Here is a 15,219-nt window from a genome sequence, read left to right as displayed (position 1 = left end):
CTACTCCACACTCCCGCATCGCTCCACACACGCTCATGCTCAAGACACTCAAACTACCCGCTGGCGGCGAGATCGGCATCCTCGTGATGATCGTCGCGATCGTCTCGCTGATGATCCTGCCGCTGCCGTTCTTCATGATCGACATACTCGTCGGCCTGAACATCGCCGCAGCCGTCACGCTGCTGATGATCACGCTCTATGTGCCGAGCGTCGTCTCGCTGTCCGCATTCCCGTCGATCCTGTTGTTCACCACGCTCTACCGTCTGTCGCTCAGCATCGCGTCGACCAAGTCGATCCTGCTGCATGCGGAAGCGGGCGACATCATCGACAGCTTCGGCAAGCTCGTGGTGGGCGGCAATCTGGTGGTCGGCATGGTGGTGTTCATCATCATCACACTGGTGCAGTTCATCGTGATCGCGAAAGGCTCCGAGCGGGTCGCCGAAGTCGGCGCGCGCTTCACGCTTGACGCAATGCCCGGCAAGCAGATGAGCATCGACGCGGACCTGCGCGCCAATCTGCTGACCGCCGACGAAGCGCGCCACAAGCGCGCGACCCTCGCGCTCGAAAGCGCGCTGCACGGCGGCATGGACGGCGCGATGAAGTTCGTCAAGGGCGATGCCGTCGCGGGCCTCATCATCACGATGATCAACATCGTTGCGGGCCTTGCCGTCGGCGTGCTGTATCACGGCATGACGGCGGGCGAAGCGGCGAACCGTTTCTCGATCCTCTCGGTCGGCGACGCGATGGTCGCGCAATTGCCCGCGTTGCTCTTGTCCGTTGCGGCAGGCGTGATGATCACGCGGGTCGCCGACGATCGTGACGAGAAGCCGCGCTCGCTCGGCGCGGAGATCGGCAAGCAACTGATGGGCAGCGCGCCCGCGCTCGGCTTCGCGGCGCTGCTGCTGGTTGCGTTCGCCGCCGTGCCTGGCTTTCCGTGGCCGCTCTTTCTGGTGTTGAGCGGCATCCTCGGCTTCACCGCATGGAAGCTGAAAAAGCGCGGTTCATCGCGCGCATTCGAAGACCTCGAAGCCGTGCGCTCGATGCAGCGCGCGGGCGCGAAGAGCGAAACACCCGCTATTTCCAGCGTGCCGCCCGCGTTTTCCTGCCCGCTCGGCGTACGCCTTGCGCCCGACTTGCGGGGACGGCTCGCCGTCGACCGGCTCAATCACGCATTCGAAATCGAGCGCACTTCACTGCAAGAAGAACTCGGTTTGCCGTTTCCCGGCATTCACATGTGGATCAGCGAGAAGCTCGCGCCGTCCACCTGCGAGTTCCTGATGCACGACGTGCCGTCGTTCACACTCGAATTGCCGCAAGGCAAGGTCCTGCTCGCCGACCTGTCGCAACGGCTCGCAACACAGCCCGACGACATGCAGGCGCAGGCGCTCGCCGAACGCTGCGACCAACGCGAACCGATCGACGGCACAACGCAGCCGAGCTACTGGCACGACGAGGCCACGCTAGCCGACAAGACCTCCGGCTGGCGCGCCGAACAGGTGATCGCGCATGTGTGCGTGCAGTTGCTCCGGCGTAATGCGTCGCTCTTTCTCGGCGTCAACGAAGTGCAGTGGATTCAGGAACAGCTTGGCATCGAGTATCCGGGTCTGCTCGCCGAAGTGCAAAAAGTGCTGCCGCCGCAGCGCATCGCCGACGTGCTGCGGCGTCTTCTCGAAGAACAGATCCCCATCCGCAATATCCGCAACATCATGGAAAGCCTGATCGCGTGGGGACCGAAAGAGAAAGACGTGCTGATGCTGACCGAGTACGTGCGCGGCGATCTCGCGCGCTTTCTCGCGCATCGGGCCGCACTCGGCGCGCGCATCCTGCCCGCGATCCTGCTCGACGCGCCCGTCGAACAGCATATCCGCCAGGCGATCAAGCAGACGCCGACGGGCAATTACCTCGCGCTGCCGCCGGATCAGATCAACTTTCTGGTCGACAGCATTGAGTCGTTCGCGGGGCTTGCGCCGCGTCCCGGCATCGCGCTCGTCACGTCGATGGATATCCGGCGCTACGTGCGACGTATGATCGAAGGACGGCTCGGCTGGCTCTCCGTCTATTCGTATCAGGAACTGGGCGGGCATCTGGAACTGCAGCCGATCGGCCACGTGACGGCCTGAGGCAACGCATGTCGAGAACCACATCGCGTCCCGTGCGCGTGATCGCGGCGCCCACGCAGACGTCGCCCGCTTCGGCGGGCGCGCGCATGCGGCGCGCACGGCACGCGGATTTCGCCGCGCTCTTGCGACGCGACGACAAGCCGTCGCCCGACGATCTTCTCGCCGCATCGCTCGATGACGAGGCTCCGCAGGAACATCATGCGGAAGAGTCGCTTGCGCAACGCATCGGCAGCGCGAGTCAGCGCGTGGTCGCGGCTGTGCTGCGCCGCGAGCAACAAATGCTCGAACTCGCGCACGTGCTCGCGCGGCATGTCGTCGAGTTCGCGTCGAACCCCGCGATCCGCCAGGCAGGACATTGGGAAGTGACTTTGCGTATCGATCCGCAGCGGCTGCCCGGCACGCAATTGCATCTGACGCTTTCGCCCGCGGTTCTCTTGCTTCGCTTCGACGTCGAGTCCGCCGACACGCGCGAACTACTCTTGCATCATGCCGGCCTGCTCGAACGCGAGCTGCGCCAGTTGCTCGCGTCGCAAGGCGAAGCGCGCACGCTCGAACTGACTATCCACTAGCTCACGCCTTTGTCCACTGTGTCCACCGAACGTCCGTATGCAGATAAGCTGCGCCGCGTCACACCCGATGCAGCGCGAGCCGCCCGCATTCTGTGCGATGCGCGTCATCTCGATGCATTGCCCCAGCTTGGCGCAATCGATGCGCTTGAAATCGCGCCGACTGTCACGGCCGATACGGCTTTCGACGAAGCGGGCCGCATCGTGCTCGCGCATCTCGAAGGCACGCTCGATATCGATCTCGATCTCGCGCGCTATCCCGCGTTGCAGATCGTCGCGGCCAGCGCGGGTGACCGCGCACGGCACGCATTGCGCAGCACGCTCGTCAACGCGCTGCTCGCGCCGCTCGTGCAGCGCTTTCAGGCAGCGGGCCTTGGGCGCTGGCGTGTGGCGTCGGTGGAACGCGGGTCCGCTGGCACTACCAGTGGCGAACGCTTCGACGTCGCGTTGCTGCATGAAGGCGTCGTGCATCGGCTGTCGATCGGCGCATCCGGCGCGACGCTCGATGTGCTGCATAAACGGCTCGCCGCATTGCCGTCGCGTCATGCAACGGAAACGTTCGCTTCAGCATCGGCGATCTGCATTGCGGGATCGATCGCGCTCGGCGCGAGGCGGGTACCGCTTGCCGCATTGCAGTCGCTGCGTCCCGGCGACGTCGTGCTGCGCGCTTTCGCGCCTTCCGTCGCGCAAGCGCTGAACAGCGGCGCCGCGTTCACCGCGTACGCATCGTGGGGCGCGACGGCAACGGGCTTGCGGCGCATTCATGCGCGTGTCGTGATCGACGGCACGCAGGTCACTGTAGAAGAGAAACCCATCATGAACGAAGAACCCTTGCAGGCCGAATGGCCCGATACGCTGCCAGGAGACGGTGAAGCGCTGCACGAAACTGAAGCGGCGACACTCGACGAAACGGCCGAAACCGACGCGCACAGCAACTGGCAGCACGACACAGAAGACGCACCACTCGATATCGGCCTGCTCGATCTGCCCGTGCAATTCGAAATCGACAGCGTGGCGCTGCCGCTCGCGCAGCTCGCCGCGCTGCGCCCCGGCTACGTAATCGAACTGGCCGCGCCCGTGCTCGATACGCCCGTGCGTCTCGTCACACATGGGCAAACGGTCGGCTATGGCGAGATCGTCTGTGTCGGCGAACATCTGGGCGTACGAATCACGAGGATGGCATATGCCGGCGATTCAGACAGGTGACATCACCGGGCTGCTGATCGTCGTGCTGGCGATCAGCGTGATCCCGTTCATCGCGATGGTGGTCACGTCGTACATGAAGATCGTCGTCGTGCTCGGGCTGCTGCGCAACGCGCTGGGCGTCCAGCAGGTGCCGCCGAACATGGTGCTCAACGGCATCGCGATCATCGTCTCGGTGTACATCATGGCGCCCGTCGCGTTCTCCGCGATGCAGGGCATGCAGGCCAACCAGGCGCCCGGCAACGTGACGCAGAACGTCACGGCGGGCATCGCCGCCGCGCGCGAGCCGTTCCGCACCTTCCTCGAAGCGCATGCGCAATCTCGCGAGCGGCAGTTCTTCCTGCGTTCGGCGACGGCCTTGTGGCCCGCGCAGCAGGCGAAGGCGCTGAAGGACACCGACCTGATCGTGCTCGCGCCCGCGTTCACGCTGACGGAACTCACGGACGCCTTCAAAATCGGCTTTCTGCTTTACATCGGCTTTATCGTCGTCGATCTCGTGATCGCGAACGTGCTGATGGCGATGGGTCTGAACCAGGTGCAGCCGACCAACGTCGCGATTCCTTTCAAGCTGCTGCTGTTCGTCGCGATGGACGGCTGGTCCACGCTGATGCATGGCCTCATTCTCGGCTACCGGTAGGCGCCGCGCCTTTTCAACTACGGACTTGCCATGACTCTCGATACGCTCGTCGGCCTCGCGACGCAAGGGCTGCTGCTGTGCCTGTACGTGTCACTGCCCGTCGTCGTCGTCGCGGCCGGCGTCGGCCTGCTGGTGTCGTTCCTGCAGGCGATCACGTCACTGCAGGATCAGACACTGTCGTTCGGCATCAAACTGATTGCCGTGGTGGTGGCGCTCATCGTGGTTGCGCCGCTCGGTGCGTCGGCGATCCTGCGCTTTGCGAACCAGTTGCTACTGACGGCTGTGCAGCGATGAACCCACTTCACGCTCGCCCGGCCACGGGGACTTCAGGTACGTCGGCCACCCAGGAGGCCGCGCAGACGCAACGAGGCGTGACCGAACCGGCGCGACAACACACGCGCGCGCGCTTTGCGACGTCGCTGCGCAATAACGTGCGCTTCGCCCACGCGCATCACGCGCATTTGCAGGGACAGGCGCGCTCGGCGAATGCGCGGCGTCTTGCGAAAGCGCTTTTAAAGAAGCGCCAGGGCAAGGCGGCCGCGACGCGCTTTGCCGCGACACGCCGGCCGACGACGGGGCGCTCCGGCACCAACACGAGAGCGGCTCAGAATGCGAGAAACACCGACCGTCAGCGAAACGCCGCACTGCGCGTGTCCCGCGACGGCGGCAACGGAGGCTCGCGCGGCGGTGGGCAGCAGCAAGACGAACAGCAACAGCAACGGCAGCAGCATCAACACGGCAAGCACGATGGCGATCTCATGCTCGATGGCGCGGACGGTACGAAGCGCGCAGCAGGCGTCGTGCCCGAATTTGCCGCGCATGCGTTGACACTTGCCGGTTCATCGCGCCGTGAAGCGCTGGCGAGTGCCTGGTGCGACGCGTTGCTAATGCCCGGGCGCTCGCTGCACGATGCGCTATCGCAATTGCGCGCGCTGCGGCGGCAGGAAGGCGCGTTGCCGCTCGCATCGCTCGCCCAAGTCCGCCAGTCGCTGATGGACGCCACGGCGCGTGCCGCCGCGCGTCGGCAGGCGGGCGAAGCGTTGCCGAAGACGCCAGCCACGGCAACCCGTACGAATACGTCGAAAGAGGGCTCGCAACGTCCTTGCGCCGCTGCTCGCGCTCATCGCAGGCGGCCCAATGTCGCCAGGCCGCGAAGGACGCGCATCGAGCGCGAACGCCGCGCTCGACGGCATTGCACGCGCGCGCAGCACGCGTCCAGCCGATGCCACCGGTCCCGCTAAATCCGCTAGCTGAAGTCACTTCGCGTGCGCGCGAGTGCCTTCGCAAACGACGCGTATCGCCGCCCATGCGTCCATTAATCTGCGACTCATCGAAGGAAGCGGAACAGCGTGATAGCTGCCCCCGCTTCTCCGCCTGACCGACCGAACTCATGAAACAACTGCGCATCCTGACGGGTATTCATGCTGGCGCGACCGCACCGCTCGGCCCCGGTCTTTACCGGATCGACGCGGATGACGACGCCGACATTCGCATCACCGACTGGACGGGGCCGTCCGCGATCGTCGAAGTCGGCGAAAGCGACGTCGTGACCGTACGGCGGCTCGCTGCGCAAGACGCTGGCGTTGACGCAAGCAATGAAGCGGCGCACGACGAAACCGACAGGCAAGACGTAAAGGCCGAACGCGTCGAAGACACCGCGCCCGTCTTCATGCTCGACTTTCTGCCGATGCAATTCGACCAGAGCGTAATCTGCATCGGGCCTGACGATATCGAATGGCCAAGCGATCTCGCGCTGCTGTCGACGCTATTAAAGCCCGGCCAGCCCGAGGACGACCAACGCGGCCAGCAACGCTCGCGACGCCGCACGTTCGTCGCGCTCGGCGCGGCATGTGTGGCGTTGGTTGTGATCGCGAGTGTCAGCGCCTTGTCGATGACGACGCGCGCGAAGGCATCGATGCTGCCCAACGACGTCGCCGCGATGGAAAACGTAAACCGCGAGTTCGCGGCTGCGCATCTGAACGAACTGCGCGCATCGCTGGATGGTCACGGCGGCGTGCTCGTGCGTGGGCTCGTCGCGAACGAATCGGAGAATCTCGCCGCGCGGCGCCTGCTTGCCGCGATTACGTCGCCGCGCGTGCAGGCGCAGTACGGCATCGCCGAAGTGATCCGGCGCAGCATCGGCGAGAGCTTGCCCGTTTCAGGCATCAGCGTGCACTACGACGGCGGCGGCGTGTTTGCGATCGCGGGCAAGGACGTCGACATGGACGCGTTACAGCAAGGCGTGAAGCGCATCCGTCCCGACCTGCCGACCAACGTGAAAGATATCCGCATCGACGCAACGGGCGCCGAGCAGGCTGACGCACCGGCGGGCGCGAGCTATATCGCGATCGTGTCGTCGGATACGGTGCGCTATGCACAAACGCCCGATGGCGTGAAGCACATCTTCATCCTCGACAACGACGCGAATGCAAGCGCACCCGCCGCGGCCAGCGACGCCGCAGCGCCCGCCGCAGCCGACACCCAGCAACCCGCAAGCGATGCCGCGCCGCCCGCTTCAAAAGCCGCAAACGAACCGCCCTCACCGCTTGCAAAACAGCTCGCCGGGCCTGCCGCCTCGCGGCATGTGCTCGACCCACCCCAGACGTCCGTCGCGCAGACGGCCGACACGTTACGGAGATGACCATGTACGAAGCCATTGAACGCCACGCGCAACACTTCATGGCGTTGCAGAACGTCGTCACAGCCACCGACGCCGATGCGCGCGTCGCCGAGCTGCGCAAGGCGCTCGAAGAGAGCGCCGAGCAGCTCAATCACGCCGCCGATGGCACGGCCGCCGACCGCGATGCGCGCGCCCGCATCTATCGCGGCCTCGTCGCCGCAAGCCGCATCGTAGGCCAGTTGCGCGAGGACGCGTTGCGCGGCTGACGCGTCGAACGTCATTGATTCGCTTTTTTCAACCACCGGTTGGACATACCGTCTGCCGGAACTTTCCAGGAGAGCCAACATGCCCGGTATTGCAACGGCAGCAACATCCGCACTGAGCACTGTCACGAACGGCATCAATTCGAGCAGCGCGACGCAAAGCGCGGAAAACACCATCAACAGCAACGCTCAACAGCAGCTCGAAATCGCGCAAGCGCAATCGAATGCGAGCCTGCTGCAAGCGCTCGGCGAAGCCATGAAGTCGGGTGCGTCGAGCATCCAGAAGGCCGCGCAGGCATCGTAAAGCAGGCTGGCTGGCCGTTCGCGCAGCGGCCAGCCGTTTTGTGCCTGACAGGATTCTCCCTTGTTTGAACGGGTATTCGCACCGTGAATGAAGATCGTTATGCAGAACTCGTCGCATCGCTGTGCGAGGCAGTCGGCTTGCCCGACGTCGAGCACGTGTTGCAGACACATTCGATCGAAGTGGGCGGGCTCGATGTGCGGCTCGACTGCTTCGACGAAGACCCGGACGCGATCTACCTGAGTTTCGACTTCGGCGCGGTGACGGCGGGACGCATCACGACCGTCTACCGGCTCATGCTCGAAGCCAATCTGCTCGTGTATGCGCAAGACCAGGCGCAACTCGGGCTCGATTCCGACTACGGCAATGTCGTGCTGCTGGTGCGCGTGCCATTCGCCGATGCACCGACGGGCGAAACGCTTGCCGATCTCCTCGCCCACTATTCGGAGCATGGCGCGTACTGGAAACAGAGCATTCTCGAAGCCAGCGACGAGCGTTTCGAAGCGATCGTCTCGGGTAACTTCTCATGGATCCGGGCATGACAACTACGCGAAAAACAGCATCACGCTAGAATGTCTTTCGACACGGCCCGGACATGGACAAGCAATGGATTTACGCACCGACCTGAATTTCTTCAATCTGCTCACAGGCAGCTATGCGCGTCTGCTGGGCACCGAACTCGTTCCAAAGCATGAGCGCGCCGAAGATGCCGTCGCGTGGCTGTATCACGATGCGCCCTTCGGGCTGCTCGCGCACAATACGGCTGAAGACCCTGTGTTCGTCTACGGAAACCGCCGCGTGCAGACGCTGTTCGGCTACGACTGGGATGAAATCACTGCGCTCCCGTCACGCCTTTCCGCCGAAGCGCCGGAGCGCAGCGAACGCCAGGCGTTTCTCGACCAGGTGACGCGCGACGGCTTCGTCACGGGCTATCGCGGCGTACGCATTGCGAAGACGGGCCGCCGCTTCTGGATCGAGCGCGCAACCGTGTGGCAACTCATCGACGAGCACGGCAAACTGCATGGCCAGGCCGCGATGATTCCGCATACCACAGCGCTGCCTGAATAAGTCCGCACCCAAAGCAAGCCCCAACTCCCCTCTTCTCTCTAACCGGGCAGCCCGCGTCCTGGCGCGCGCTGCCCGGTTTTCTCATCTGCTGCGGTCATTTTCGCGTCATCTGCGTCTTGTCGGCGGATGCGTGCGCCAGTAGATTCAAGTGAACATGCCGATGGTATCGGCCGTCGTTCCGCGTCCCCAGGCGAAAGCTGGAAATGCATGCTTTCGCCGCCCTCCAGGTTAGCCATGTATCAGTACAACGAGTTTGACAAAGCCTTTCTGCTCAATCGCGCCGCGCAGTTCCGCGACCAGATCGAACGCTGGCAGGACGGCAGATTGAGCGAAGACGCCTTTCGTCCGCTGCGCCTGCAAAACGGCTGGTATGTGCAACGGCATGCGCCAATGCTGCGCGTCGCGGTGCCGTATGGCGAGCTGTCGAGCGCGCAGCTTCGCGTGCTCGCGTGCGTGGCGCGGGAATACGACGCGCCCGAAGCGGATGTCTATCGGCAGGCGCTGGATGCGCAGCGCAAGCTCGGCACCGTTCGGCTGCCGACGCATCACGCGCACTTCACGACGCGCACCAACGTGCAGTTCAACTGGATTCCGCTCGCGAAGGCTGCCGATGTAATGGACCTGCTGGCGACCGTCAACATGCACGGCATCCAGACGAGCGGCAACTGCATCCGCAACATTTCCTGCGACGAGCGCGCGGGCGTGGCGCCCGACGAAATCGCGGACCCTCGCCCGTTCGCTGAAATCATGCGCCAGTGGACCACGCTGCATCCCGAGTTCGCGTTTTTGCCGCGCAAGTTCAAGATCGCGATCACAGGTGCTCACGACGACCGCGCGGCAACCGACTGGCACGATGTCGGCCTGCGGCTGCGTTACGGCGAGAACGGCGAACTCGGGTTTCGCGTGACGGTCGGTGGCGGCATGGGACGCACGCCTGTCATCGGCACGGTGCTGCGCGAGTTCTTGCCATGGCAGCACATCATGAACTACATCGAGGCCGTGGTCCGCGTGTACAACCAGTACGGGCGGCGCGACAACAAGTACAAGGCGCGCATCAAGATACTCGTGAAGGCGGAAGGCCAGAAGTACATCGACGAGGTGGAAGAAGAGTTTCGCCAGATCGTCGAGCATGACGGTGGGCCGCATACGATTCCGCGTGCCGAGCTTGAGCGCGTCAGCGCGTACTTCGTGCAGCCTTCAAACGGCTCTGTCGATAAGCCATCGGACGCGGGCGCACGCAAGGCCATTCACGATGCGTCCGCGAGCACTCCGCAATTCGCTCGCTGGCTTGAGCGCAACGTCGCGCAGCACAGGAATCCGTCGCTGCGCATCGTGACGTTGTCGTTCAAGCGCCTGTTGCAGGCACCGGGCGACGCCTCCGCCGATCAGCTCGATCAGGTCGCCAATCTCGTCGACCGCTTCTCGGCCGGCGAAGCGCGTGTCACGCATACGCAGAATATCGTGCTGCCCTGGGTGCATGAAAACGATCTGCTCGCGCTGTGGGAAACCGCGCGCAGCGTGGGACTCGCGAGCGCCAACGTGCATCTCCTGACGGACATGATCGCGTGCCCCGGCGGCGACTTCTGCGCGCTGGCGAATGCGCGCTCGCTGCCTGTCGCAGAAGCGATCACCGAGCGCTATCAGGACATGGACGAGCTGGAAGACATCGGCGAAGTCGATCTGCACATCAGCGGCTGCATCAATTCGTGCGGGCATCACCATAGCGGACATATCGGTATTCTCGGCGTCGACAAGGATGGCGCCGAGTGGTATCAGGTCACGCTCGGCGGCTCCGATGGATCGCATGCAAGTGGCGCTGCGCAGCCGGGCAAGGTGATCGGGCCGTCGTTCTCCGCGCACGAAGTGCCCGATGTGATCGAGGCCGTGCTGCGAGCGTATGTCGAACAGAGAACGGACGCGGGGCCGCGCCGCGAGAGCTTCATCGAAACGGTGCGGCGTATCGGGCTCGATCCGTTCAAGGCGGCCGCCAATACCGCCCGCGCACCGATGGAGGTTTCGGCATGAAATCGCGTATCCGCATTCTTGCTGCGCCCGACCATCTCGCCGATGCGGTCGCGCATGTTGTCGCGCTCGATAACGACGCCGATCCGTTTGTCTATAGCGAGGCTATCGCTCAAGCGGAACGTATCGAGCTTCATTTTCCGAACTTCACCGATGGCCGGGCGTTCAGCCAGGCGTATCTGATTCGTCGCCGGCTCGGCTTCAACGGCGATCTGCGCGCAACGGGCGACGTGCTCGCAGATCAATTGATCCAGATGGAACGCACGGGGTTTTCGAGCGCGGTGCTGGCCGAAGGTGTCGATCCCGCCGATGCGCAGCGGCAACTGGATCGCTTCGCCGCGTTCTATCAGGGCGACGTGGCGCGCGATGCGCCATTCAGACAGCGAGATAGGTGAACTCAGAGAACAGCGCGGGTTCGACAGGCTGACCCGGGTGTTCCGTCGGTGCGTGACGGCGCCGAATCGCTGCATTTTTTCCTCCGGCTGGGCGTCGCCCAGCCGCACCGGCGTCCGTTCGGGACCCAACGCCGCACCGTCAAGGCGGGTGCCACGATTGCCCGGCTGCTGGCACGCCGCGCTATCGGCTGACGTCTCCATCAGACATTCCACTCTGCTCCTGGATAGTTGAACACGACCTCAATTCCGGGAACCTGACGCACATTCCATGGTTGTCCGTCAGCGACTGCCCCGTTCAGTCGCGGATGATCCAAACCGCATGTGGATTTTTGGAGAAAATTGTTTCGAAGCGAAATGATCTTTCCATTCGGGTGCTAAGCTTTAATTCAATTAATCCAATCAATTAGCGATACGAAATATCAATTATAAGGCCCGATTTTTGATTTTTTAGATCAGTTTCGTCGCGCTTCATATCAATACTTTTACTACACAACAAAAAAACCAATCATGGATACCTCAAAAATCAAACATCCGCTCGACCAAAAAAAGGTCGTAGTGATTGGCGGCGGCGTGATCGGTGCATCGTGGGCCGCGCTCTTTCTCGCCAACGACATGCGCGTGGTCATCAACGACCCGCAGCCCGGCATCGAATCAAAAGTTCGCGTCTATGTGATGCGGGCCATGCTGGCGCTACAGGCGCTCGGCCACGGCGTCAACGCCGCGCTCGAGCGTCTGTCGTTCGAACCCGATCTCGCCAAAGCCGTTGCCGATGCAGATTTCGTTCAGGAAAACGGCCCCGAACGCGCCGATTTCAAGACCGCTCTCTGGGCAACCATCGAACAGGCCGCGCCCGCGCACTGCCTGTTCTTTTCGTCCAGCTCCGGCATCCCCGCTTCGATTCAGGCCACGCAGATGCAATCGCCCGGCCGTCTCGTCATCGGGCATCCGTTCAATCCGCCTCATCTGCTGCCGCTCGTCGAAGTGGTGCCCAATCCGCAGACGAGCCGCGCACTGATCGACGCTTCGCTCGACTTCTATCGCGCGCTCGGCAAGTGTCCGCTGGAGATTCGCAAGGAAATCGACGGATTCGTCGCGAATCGCCTTCAATCGGCGATTTTCCGCGAGTGCGTCTATCTGGTCAGCCAGGGCGTGATCACGGCCGCCGACCTCGACAGCGTCGTGACCCACTCACTCGGTATCCGCTGGGCGACCAACGGACCGTTCCTGTCGTTCCATCTCGGCGGCGGCGATGGCGGCTTCCCGCATTTCGTCGACCATCTCGCGCCCGGCATGGAAACGCGCTGGCGCGAACAGCTTGAATCGACCGTGCATTTCGACGAGGCCACGAAGAAGCTGCTCGTCGAGCAAATCGAAAGCGGCTATGGCGACCGGTCGATCGCGCAACTGGCCGAAGCACGCGACGAAAGAGAAATCGCCATCATCAACAGTGGTCGCAAAACGGCTCAATAACGTCAGGTCATGGAACTCATGAACGCAGAGTCATCCACCATGCAAACGCTGCTTGCGTTGTGTATCAGCCCGCCTTCGATCGTTGCGCTCGACTGCGAAGGCAATCACGCCCGCGTGTTGCTCTCCGATCTGGGCGGCACGCCCGACGGTATCCAGATCGACACGGCGCAAGGCCTCGTGTACTGGACCAACATGGGCGCCGATTTTCACAAGAACGACGGCACGGTCGAAGTCGCACGGCTGGATGGCAGTGGGCGGCGCCTGCTGGTCGGCAACGGTGCAATCCGAACGCCCAAACAACTGTATCTGGACCGCGCAGCCGCGCTGTTGTACTGGTGCGACCGCGAAGGCGCCGCAATCTGGCGCAGCGGCACGGACGGCGGCGCGCTGACCCAACTCGTCGACCGCTCGGTACAAGCCGGCGGCAAGGACGAGGTGCTGAACCAGTGCGTCGGCATCGCCGTCGATCACAAGCGCGGTGCCCTCCTGTGGACGCAGAAAGGCCCTGCGAAGGGCGGCGAGGGACGCATCTTCCGTGCGCCCCTGCAGATGGCCACGGGCGAGACGGCCGCCACGCGCACCGACGTCGAACTGCTGCTAGATGGCCTGCCCGAGCCGATCGACCTCGAAATCGATGCCGCCACCGACACGCTCTACTGGACCGATCGCGGCGCCGCACCCGACGGCAATTCGCTGAACAGCGCAAAGCTCACAACGGCCGGCCTCACAGACTACAAGGTGATCTGTACCGGCTTCGCCGAAGCTATCGGCCTCGCACTCGACGTGCCGCGCAACCGTGCTTTCGTGGCCGACCTGGACGGCAACATCGTCGAGGTGAACCTGCGCACAGGCGAGAAGCAGACGCTCCTCACGCATGGGCGGATCACGGGCATTGCGCTTTATCAGGCAACCCGCTGACGCAATCTTCAACCCCAATTCAATCTGTATGCAAGTCGATAAATATCAGCTTGAAGCAAAAATTCGCCAGCATCTTGCGAGCCGTACCGTCAGCGACGCGTTCGACATCCACGGTGAAACCGAAACGGTCCTGAACTCGATCGGCGCGTCCTTGAGCGAGTTCGGCGGTGAACTCAGCTTTTACGGCAAGGACCCCATCGTGCCGAGCGTGCTGCGCTTCGGCACTTTCTCCGCCATCGGGCTCGCCGTCAAGGCCGCGCAGATCGCGTCGATCTGGCGCATGAAAACCGGGCAAACCCAGAACATTCACGTCGACGTACGCAAGGCGCTGCGCCGCTTCGCCACGTTTCACGAGGGCACGCTCGAACTCGTGAACGGCCTGCCCGGCAATATGGGCTCCGACGAGAACACGGGCGTCACGGCCAACTTCCATCAATGCAAGGATGGGCGTTGGGTGTTTTTCATCTGCAATTACCCGAAAATGCGCAATACCGCGCTGCAACTGTTGCAGTGCCCGCCGGGACACGAGTCGGTTGCAAAGGCGGTCGCGCGGTGGAATGCAGCCGAACTGGAAGAAGCCGGCGGCAAGGCCGGCATTCCGCTCTACATGGTGCGTTCACCGCAGGAGTTCCTTGAACTCGACGTATTCCAGAGCGTACTCAAGAGCCAGCCGCTGATCTCCATCGAAAAAATCGCCGATAGCGATCCCATTCCGTTCCAGCAAGGCGGCGATGTGCTCGGCGGCATTCGCGCGCTCGGCCTCGGCCATGTGATCGCGGGTGCGGGCCTCGGCCGCGCGCTGGCGCTGCACGGCGCGGATGTGCTGAACATCTGGCGCAAGTCGGACTATGAACACAGCCTGTTCCACTACACGTCGAACGTCGGCTTGCGCTCATCGCGGCTCGATCTCGACGATGCAACGGCGCGCGGGCGCTTCGACCAGTTGCTGGAAGGCGCCGATATCTTCTTCTCGAATCGCCGTTCGGGATTTCTCGACCGCTACGGGCTTGCCCCGGACGAGTTGTGCAGAAAGCATCCCGGACTGATCAGCGCGACCGTGTACTTCGCCGGCCGCGGGGGCGCATGGTCGGAGCGCACGGGTTTCGATGTATCGACGGGTGCCTATGCCGGGCCGTACTGGCTGGAAAGCCTCGGCGGCACGGACACGCCGACGCTCACGCCACACACCACACCGCAGATTTCCATCATCAGCGACTACGTGGTTGCGTGGCTCGGCACGGCTGGCGTGCTCCAGGCGTTGAAGCGCCGCGCCACGGAAGGCGGCAGCTACACGGTATCGGTGTCGCTTTCGCGCGCCGTCGCGTGGCTCATGTCGATGGGCATCTTCGATCAGAAATACGCACGTACGATGGCTGGATCGAATGACGAACACGCCTACGTCGATCCCGATCCGCTGCTGGCAGAGACACCCATGGGGTTTTATAAGGGCGTCGCGGAGCAGGTATACATGTCGCGCACGCCCGGCCACTACCAATATCCGCTGTTGCCGCTTGGCGCTTGCGCGTCGGAATGGCTGCAGCGATGAGCCGGATCGCCTGATGCCTGTTCGCTTCACCCGGGAAGGCGTGAAGCGAACGGCAGAGAAAGCGCCCGGTAACACCGGGCGCAAAGCACT

The 15,219-nt window shown here is 63.3% G+C and carries 16 protein-coding genes; all 16 read left to right on the top strand.

Annotated elements, in window-relative coordinates:
* Nucleotides 1-35 precede the first annotated feature (35 nt).
* The 16 genes from sctV to SB822_RS26500 all read left to right on the top strand — a co-directional run bounded on the left by sctV (nt 36) and on the right by SB822_RS26500 (nt 15,129).
* Nucleotides 36-2,120, top strand: coding sequence for a type III secretion system export apparatus subunit SctV (gene sctV / locus SB822_RS26575; protein WP_079493463.1), 2,085 nt, complete (start codon nt 36-38; stop codon nt 2,118-2,120).
* 8 nt (nt 2,121-2,128) lie between these two features.
* The gene (sctP, locus tag SB822_RS26570) at nt 2,129-2,689 is read left to right on the top strand and encodes a type III secretion system protein SctP (RefSeq protein WP_079493466.1); all 561 of its coding nucleotides are present in this window, start codon (nt 2,129-2,131) and stop codon (nt 2,687-2,689) included.
* 18 nt (nt 2,690-2,707) lie between these two features.
* The gene (sctQ, locus tag SB822_RS26565; protein ID WP_410856010.1) at nt 2,708-3,892 is read left to right on the top strand and encodes a type III secretion system cytoplasmic ring protein SctQ; all 1,185 of its coding nucleotides are present in this window, start codon (nt 2,708-2,710) and stop codon (nt 3,890-3,892) included.
* Nucleotides 3,870-4,526 (top strand): type III secretion system export apparatus subunit SctR, encoded by a 657-nt coding sequence (gene sctR / locus SB822_RS26560; protein WP_007579477.1) that lies wholly within the window; start codon nt 3,870-3,872, stop codon nt 4,524-4,526. Before sctQ ends, sctR begins: the two co-directional genes overlap by 23 nt.
* A 30-nt stretch (nt 4,527-4,556) precedes the next feature.
* Nucleotides 4,557-4,820: a type III secretion system export apparatus subunit SctS gene (gene sctS / locus SB822_RS26555; protein ID WP_007579472.1), complete on the top strand. Its 264-nt coding sequence runs from the start codon at nt 4,557-4,559 to the stop codon at nt 4,818-4,820.
* Nucleotides 4,817-5,767 carry a hypothetical protein gene (locus tag SB822_RS26550; RefSeq protein ID WP_410856009.1) on the top strand — a complete coding sequence of 317 codons (951 nt, stop codon included), beginning with the start codon at nt 4,817-4,819 and terminating at the stop codon, nt 5,765-5,767. Before sctS ends, SB822_RS26550 begins: the two co-directional genes overlap by 4 nt.
* A 149-nt stretch (nt 5,768-5,916) precedes the next feature.
* Nucleotides 5,917-7,167 carry a type III secretion protein gene (locus SB822_RS26545; RefSeq protein ID WP_410856008.1) on the top strand — a complete coding sequence of 417 codons (1,251 nt, stop codon included), beginning with the start codon at nt 5,917-5,919 and terminating at the stop codon, nt 7,165-7,167.
* A gap of 2 nt (nt 7,168-7,169) precedes the next feature.
* Complete coding sequence (locus tag SB822_RS26540) at nt 7,170-7,412, top strand: type III secretion protein (RefSeq protein ID WP_007579466.1); 243 nt, start codon at nt 7,170-7,172, stop codon at nt 7,410-7,412.
* Between the two features lie 79 nt (nt 7,413-7,491).
* Nucleotides 7,492-7,713: a hypothetical protein gene (locus tag SB822_RS26535; RefSeq protein WP_007579464.1), complete on the top strand. Its 222-nt coding sequence runs from the start codon at nt 7,492-7,494 to the stop codon at nt 7,711-7,713.
* An 83-nt stretch (nt 7,714-7,796) separates the two neighbouring features.
* Nucleotides 7,797-8,252, top strand: coding sequence for a CesT family type III secretion system chaperone (locus tag SB822_RS26530; protein WP_079502799.1), 456 nt, complete (start codon nt 7,797-7,799; stop codon nt 8,250-8,252).
* A 64-nt stretch (nt 8,253-8,316) separates the two neighbouring features.
* Nucleotides 8,317-8,778 (top strand): MEKHLA domain-containing protein, encoded by a 462-nt coding sequence (locus SB822_RS26525; protein WP_086914730.1) that lies wholly within the window; start codon nt 8,317-8,319, stop codon nt 8,776-8,778.
* A gap of 234 nt (nt 8,779-9,012) precedes the next feature.
* Nucleotides 9,013-10,803, top strand: a complete 1,791-nt coding sequence (locus SB822_RS26520) for a nitrite/sulfite reductase (RefSeq protein WP_114223374.1) — start codon at nt 9,013-9,015, stop codon at nt 10,801-10,803.
* Nucleotides 10,800-11,195, top strand: coding sequence for a DUF934 domain-containing protein (locus SB822_RS26515; protein ID WP_086914732.1), 396 nt, complete (start codon nt 10,800-10,802; stop codon nt 11,193-11,195). The genes SB822_RS26520 and SB822_RS26515 overlap by 4 nt, the downstream gene beginning before the upstream one ends.
* Before the next feature lie 507 nt (nt 11,196-11,702).
* Nucleotides 11,703-12,665 carry a 3-hydroxyacyl-CoA dehydrogenase NAD-binding domain-containing protein gene (locus tag SB822_RS26510; protein WP_410856007.1) on the top strand — a complete coding sequence of 321 codons (963 nt, stop codon included), beginning with the start codon at nt 11,703-11,705 and terminating at the stop codon, nt 12,663-12,665.
* An 18-nt stretch (nt 12,666-12,683) separates the two neighbouring features.
* Nucleotides 12,684-13,583, top strand: a complete 900-nt coding sequence (locus tag SB822_RS26505) for a hypothetical protein (protein WP_410856006.1) — start codon at nt 12,684-12,686, stop codon at nt 13,581-13,583.
* A 28-nt stretch (nt 13,584-13,611) separates the two neighbouring features.
* A complete protein-coding gene (locus tag SB822_RS26500; RefSeq protein ID WP_410856005.1) occupies nt 13,612-15,129 on the top strand; it encodes a CoA transferase in 1,518 nt (505 codons plus the stop codon).
* Nucleotides 15,130-15,219 lie beyond the last annotated feature (90 nt).

The sequence above is a fragment of the Paraburkholderia sp. SIMBA_054 genome (assembly GCF_046534875.1).
In the GTDB taxonomy this organism is placed as follows: Bacteria; Pseudomonadota; Gammaproteobacteria; order Burkholderiales; family Burkholderiaceae; genus Paraburkholderia; species Paraburkholderia hospita.
The sequence above is the reverse complement of the archived record's forward strand: the minus strand, read 5'-3'. Positions and strand labels throughout refer to the sequence as shown.

Bases quoted from the DNA above. Each gene is read 5' to 3' on its own strand.
- SB822_RS26505 (WP_410856006.1), top strand. From the start codon at position 12,684: ATGAACGCAGAGTCATCCACCATGCAAACGCTGCTTGCGTTGTGTATC.
- sctR (WP_007579477.1), top strand. From the start codon at position 3,870: ATGCCGGCGATTCAGACAGGTGACATCACCGGGCTGCTGATCGTCGTG.
- sctP (WP_079493466.1), top strand. From the start codon at position 2,129: ATGTCGAGAACCACATCGCGTCCCGTGCGCGTGATCGCGGCGCCCACG.
- SB822_RS26520 (WP_114223374.1), top strand. From the start codon at position 9,013: ATGTATCAGTACAACGAGTTTGACAAAGCCTTTCTGCTCAATCGCGCC.
- SB822_RS26545 (WP_410856008.1), top strand. From the start codon at position 5,917: ATGAAACAACTGCGCATCCTGACGGGTATTCATGCTGGCGCGACCGCA.
- SB822_RS26550 (WP_410856009.1), top strand. From the start codon at position 4,817: ATGAACCCACTTCACGCTCGCCCGGCCACGGGGACTTCAGGTACGTCG.
- sctS (WP_007579472.1), top strand. From the start codon at position 4,557: ATGACTCTCGATACGCTCGTCGGCCTCGCGACGCAAGGGCTGCTGCTG.
- SB822_RS26540 (WP_007579466.1), top strand. From the start codon at position 7,170: ATGTACGAAGCCATTGAACGCCACGCGCAACACTTCATGGCGTTGCAG.
- SB822_RS26515 (WP_086914732.1), top strand. From the start codon at position 10,800: ATGAAATCGCGTATCCGCATTCTTGCTGCGCCCGACCATCTCGCCGAT.
- sctV (WP_079493463.1), top strand. From the start codon at position 36: ATGCTCAAGACACTCAAACTACCCGCTGGCGGCGAGATCGGCATCCTC.
- SB822_RS26500 (WP_410856005.1), top strand. From the start codon at position 13,612: ATGCAAGTCGATAAATATCAGCTTGAAGCAAAAATTCGCCAGCATCTT.
- SB822_RS26525 (WP_086914730.1), top strand. From the start codon at position 8,317: ATGGATTTACGCACCGACCTGAATTTCTTCAATCTGCTCACAGGCAGC.
- SB822_RS26535 (WP_007579464.1), top strand. From the start codon at position 7,492: ATGCCCGGTATTGCAACGGCAGCAACATCCGCACTGAGCACTGTCACG.
- SB822_RS26510 (WP_410856007.1), top strand. From the start codon at position 11,703: ATGGATACCTCAAAAATCAAACATCCGCTCGACCAAAAAAAGGTCGTA.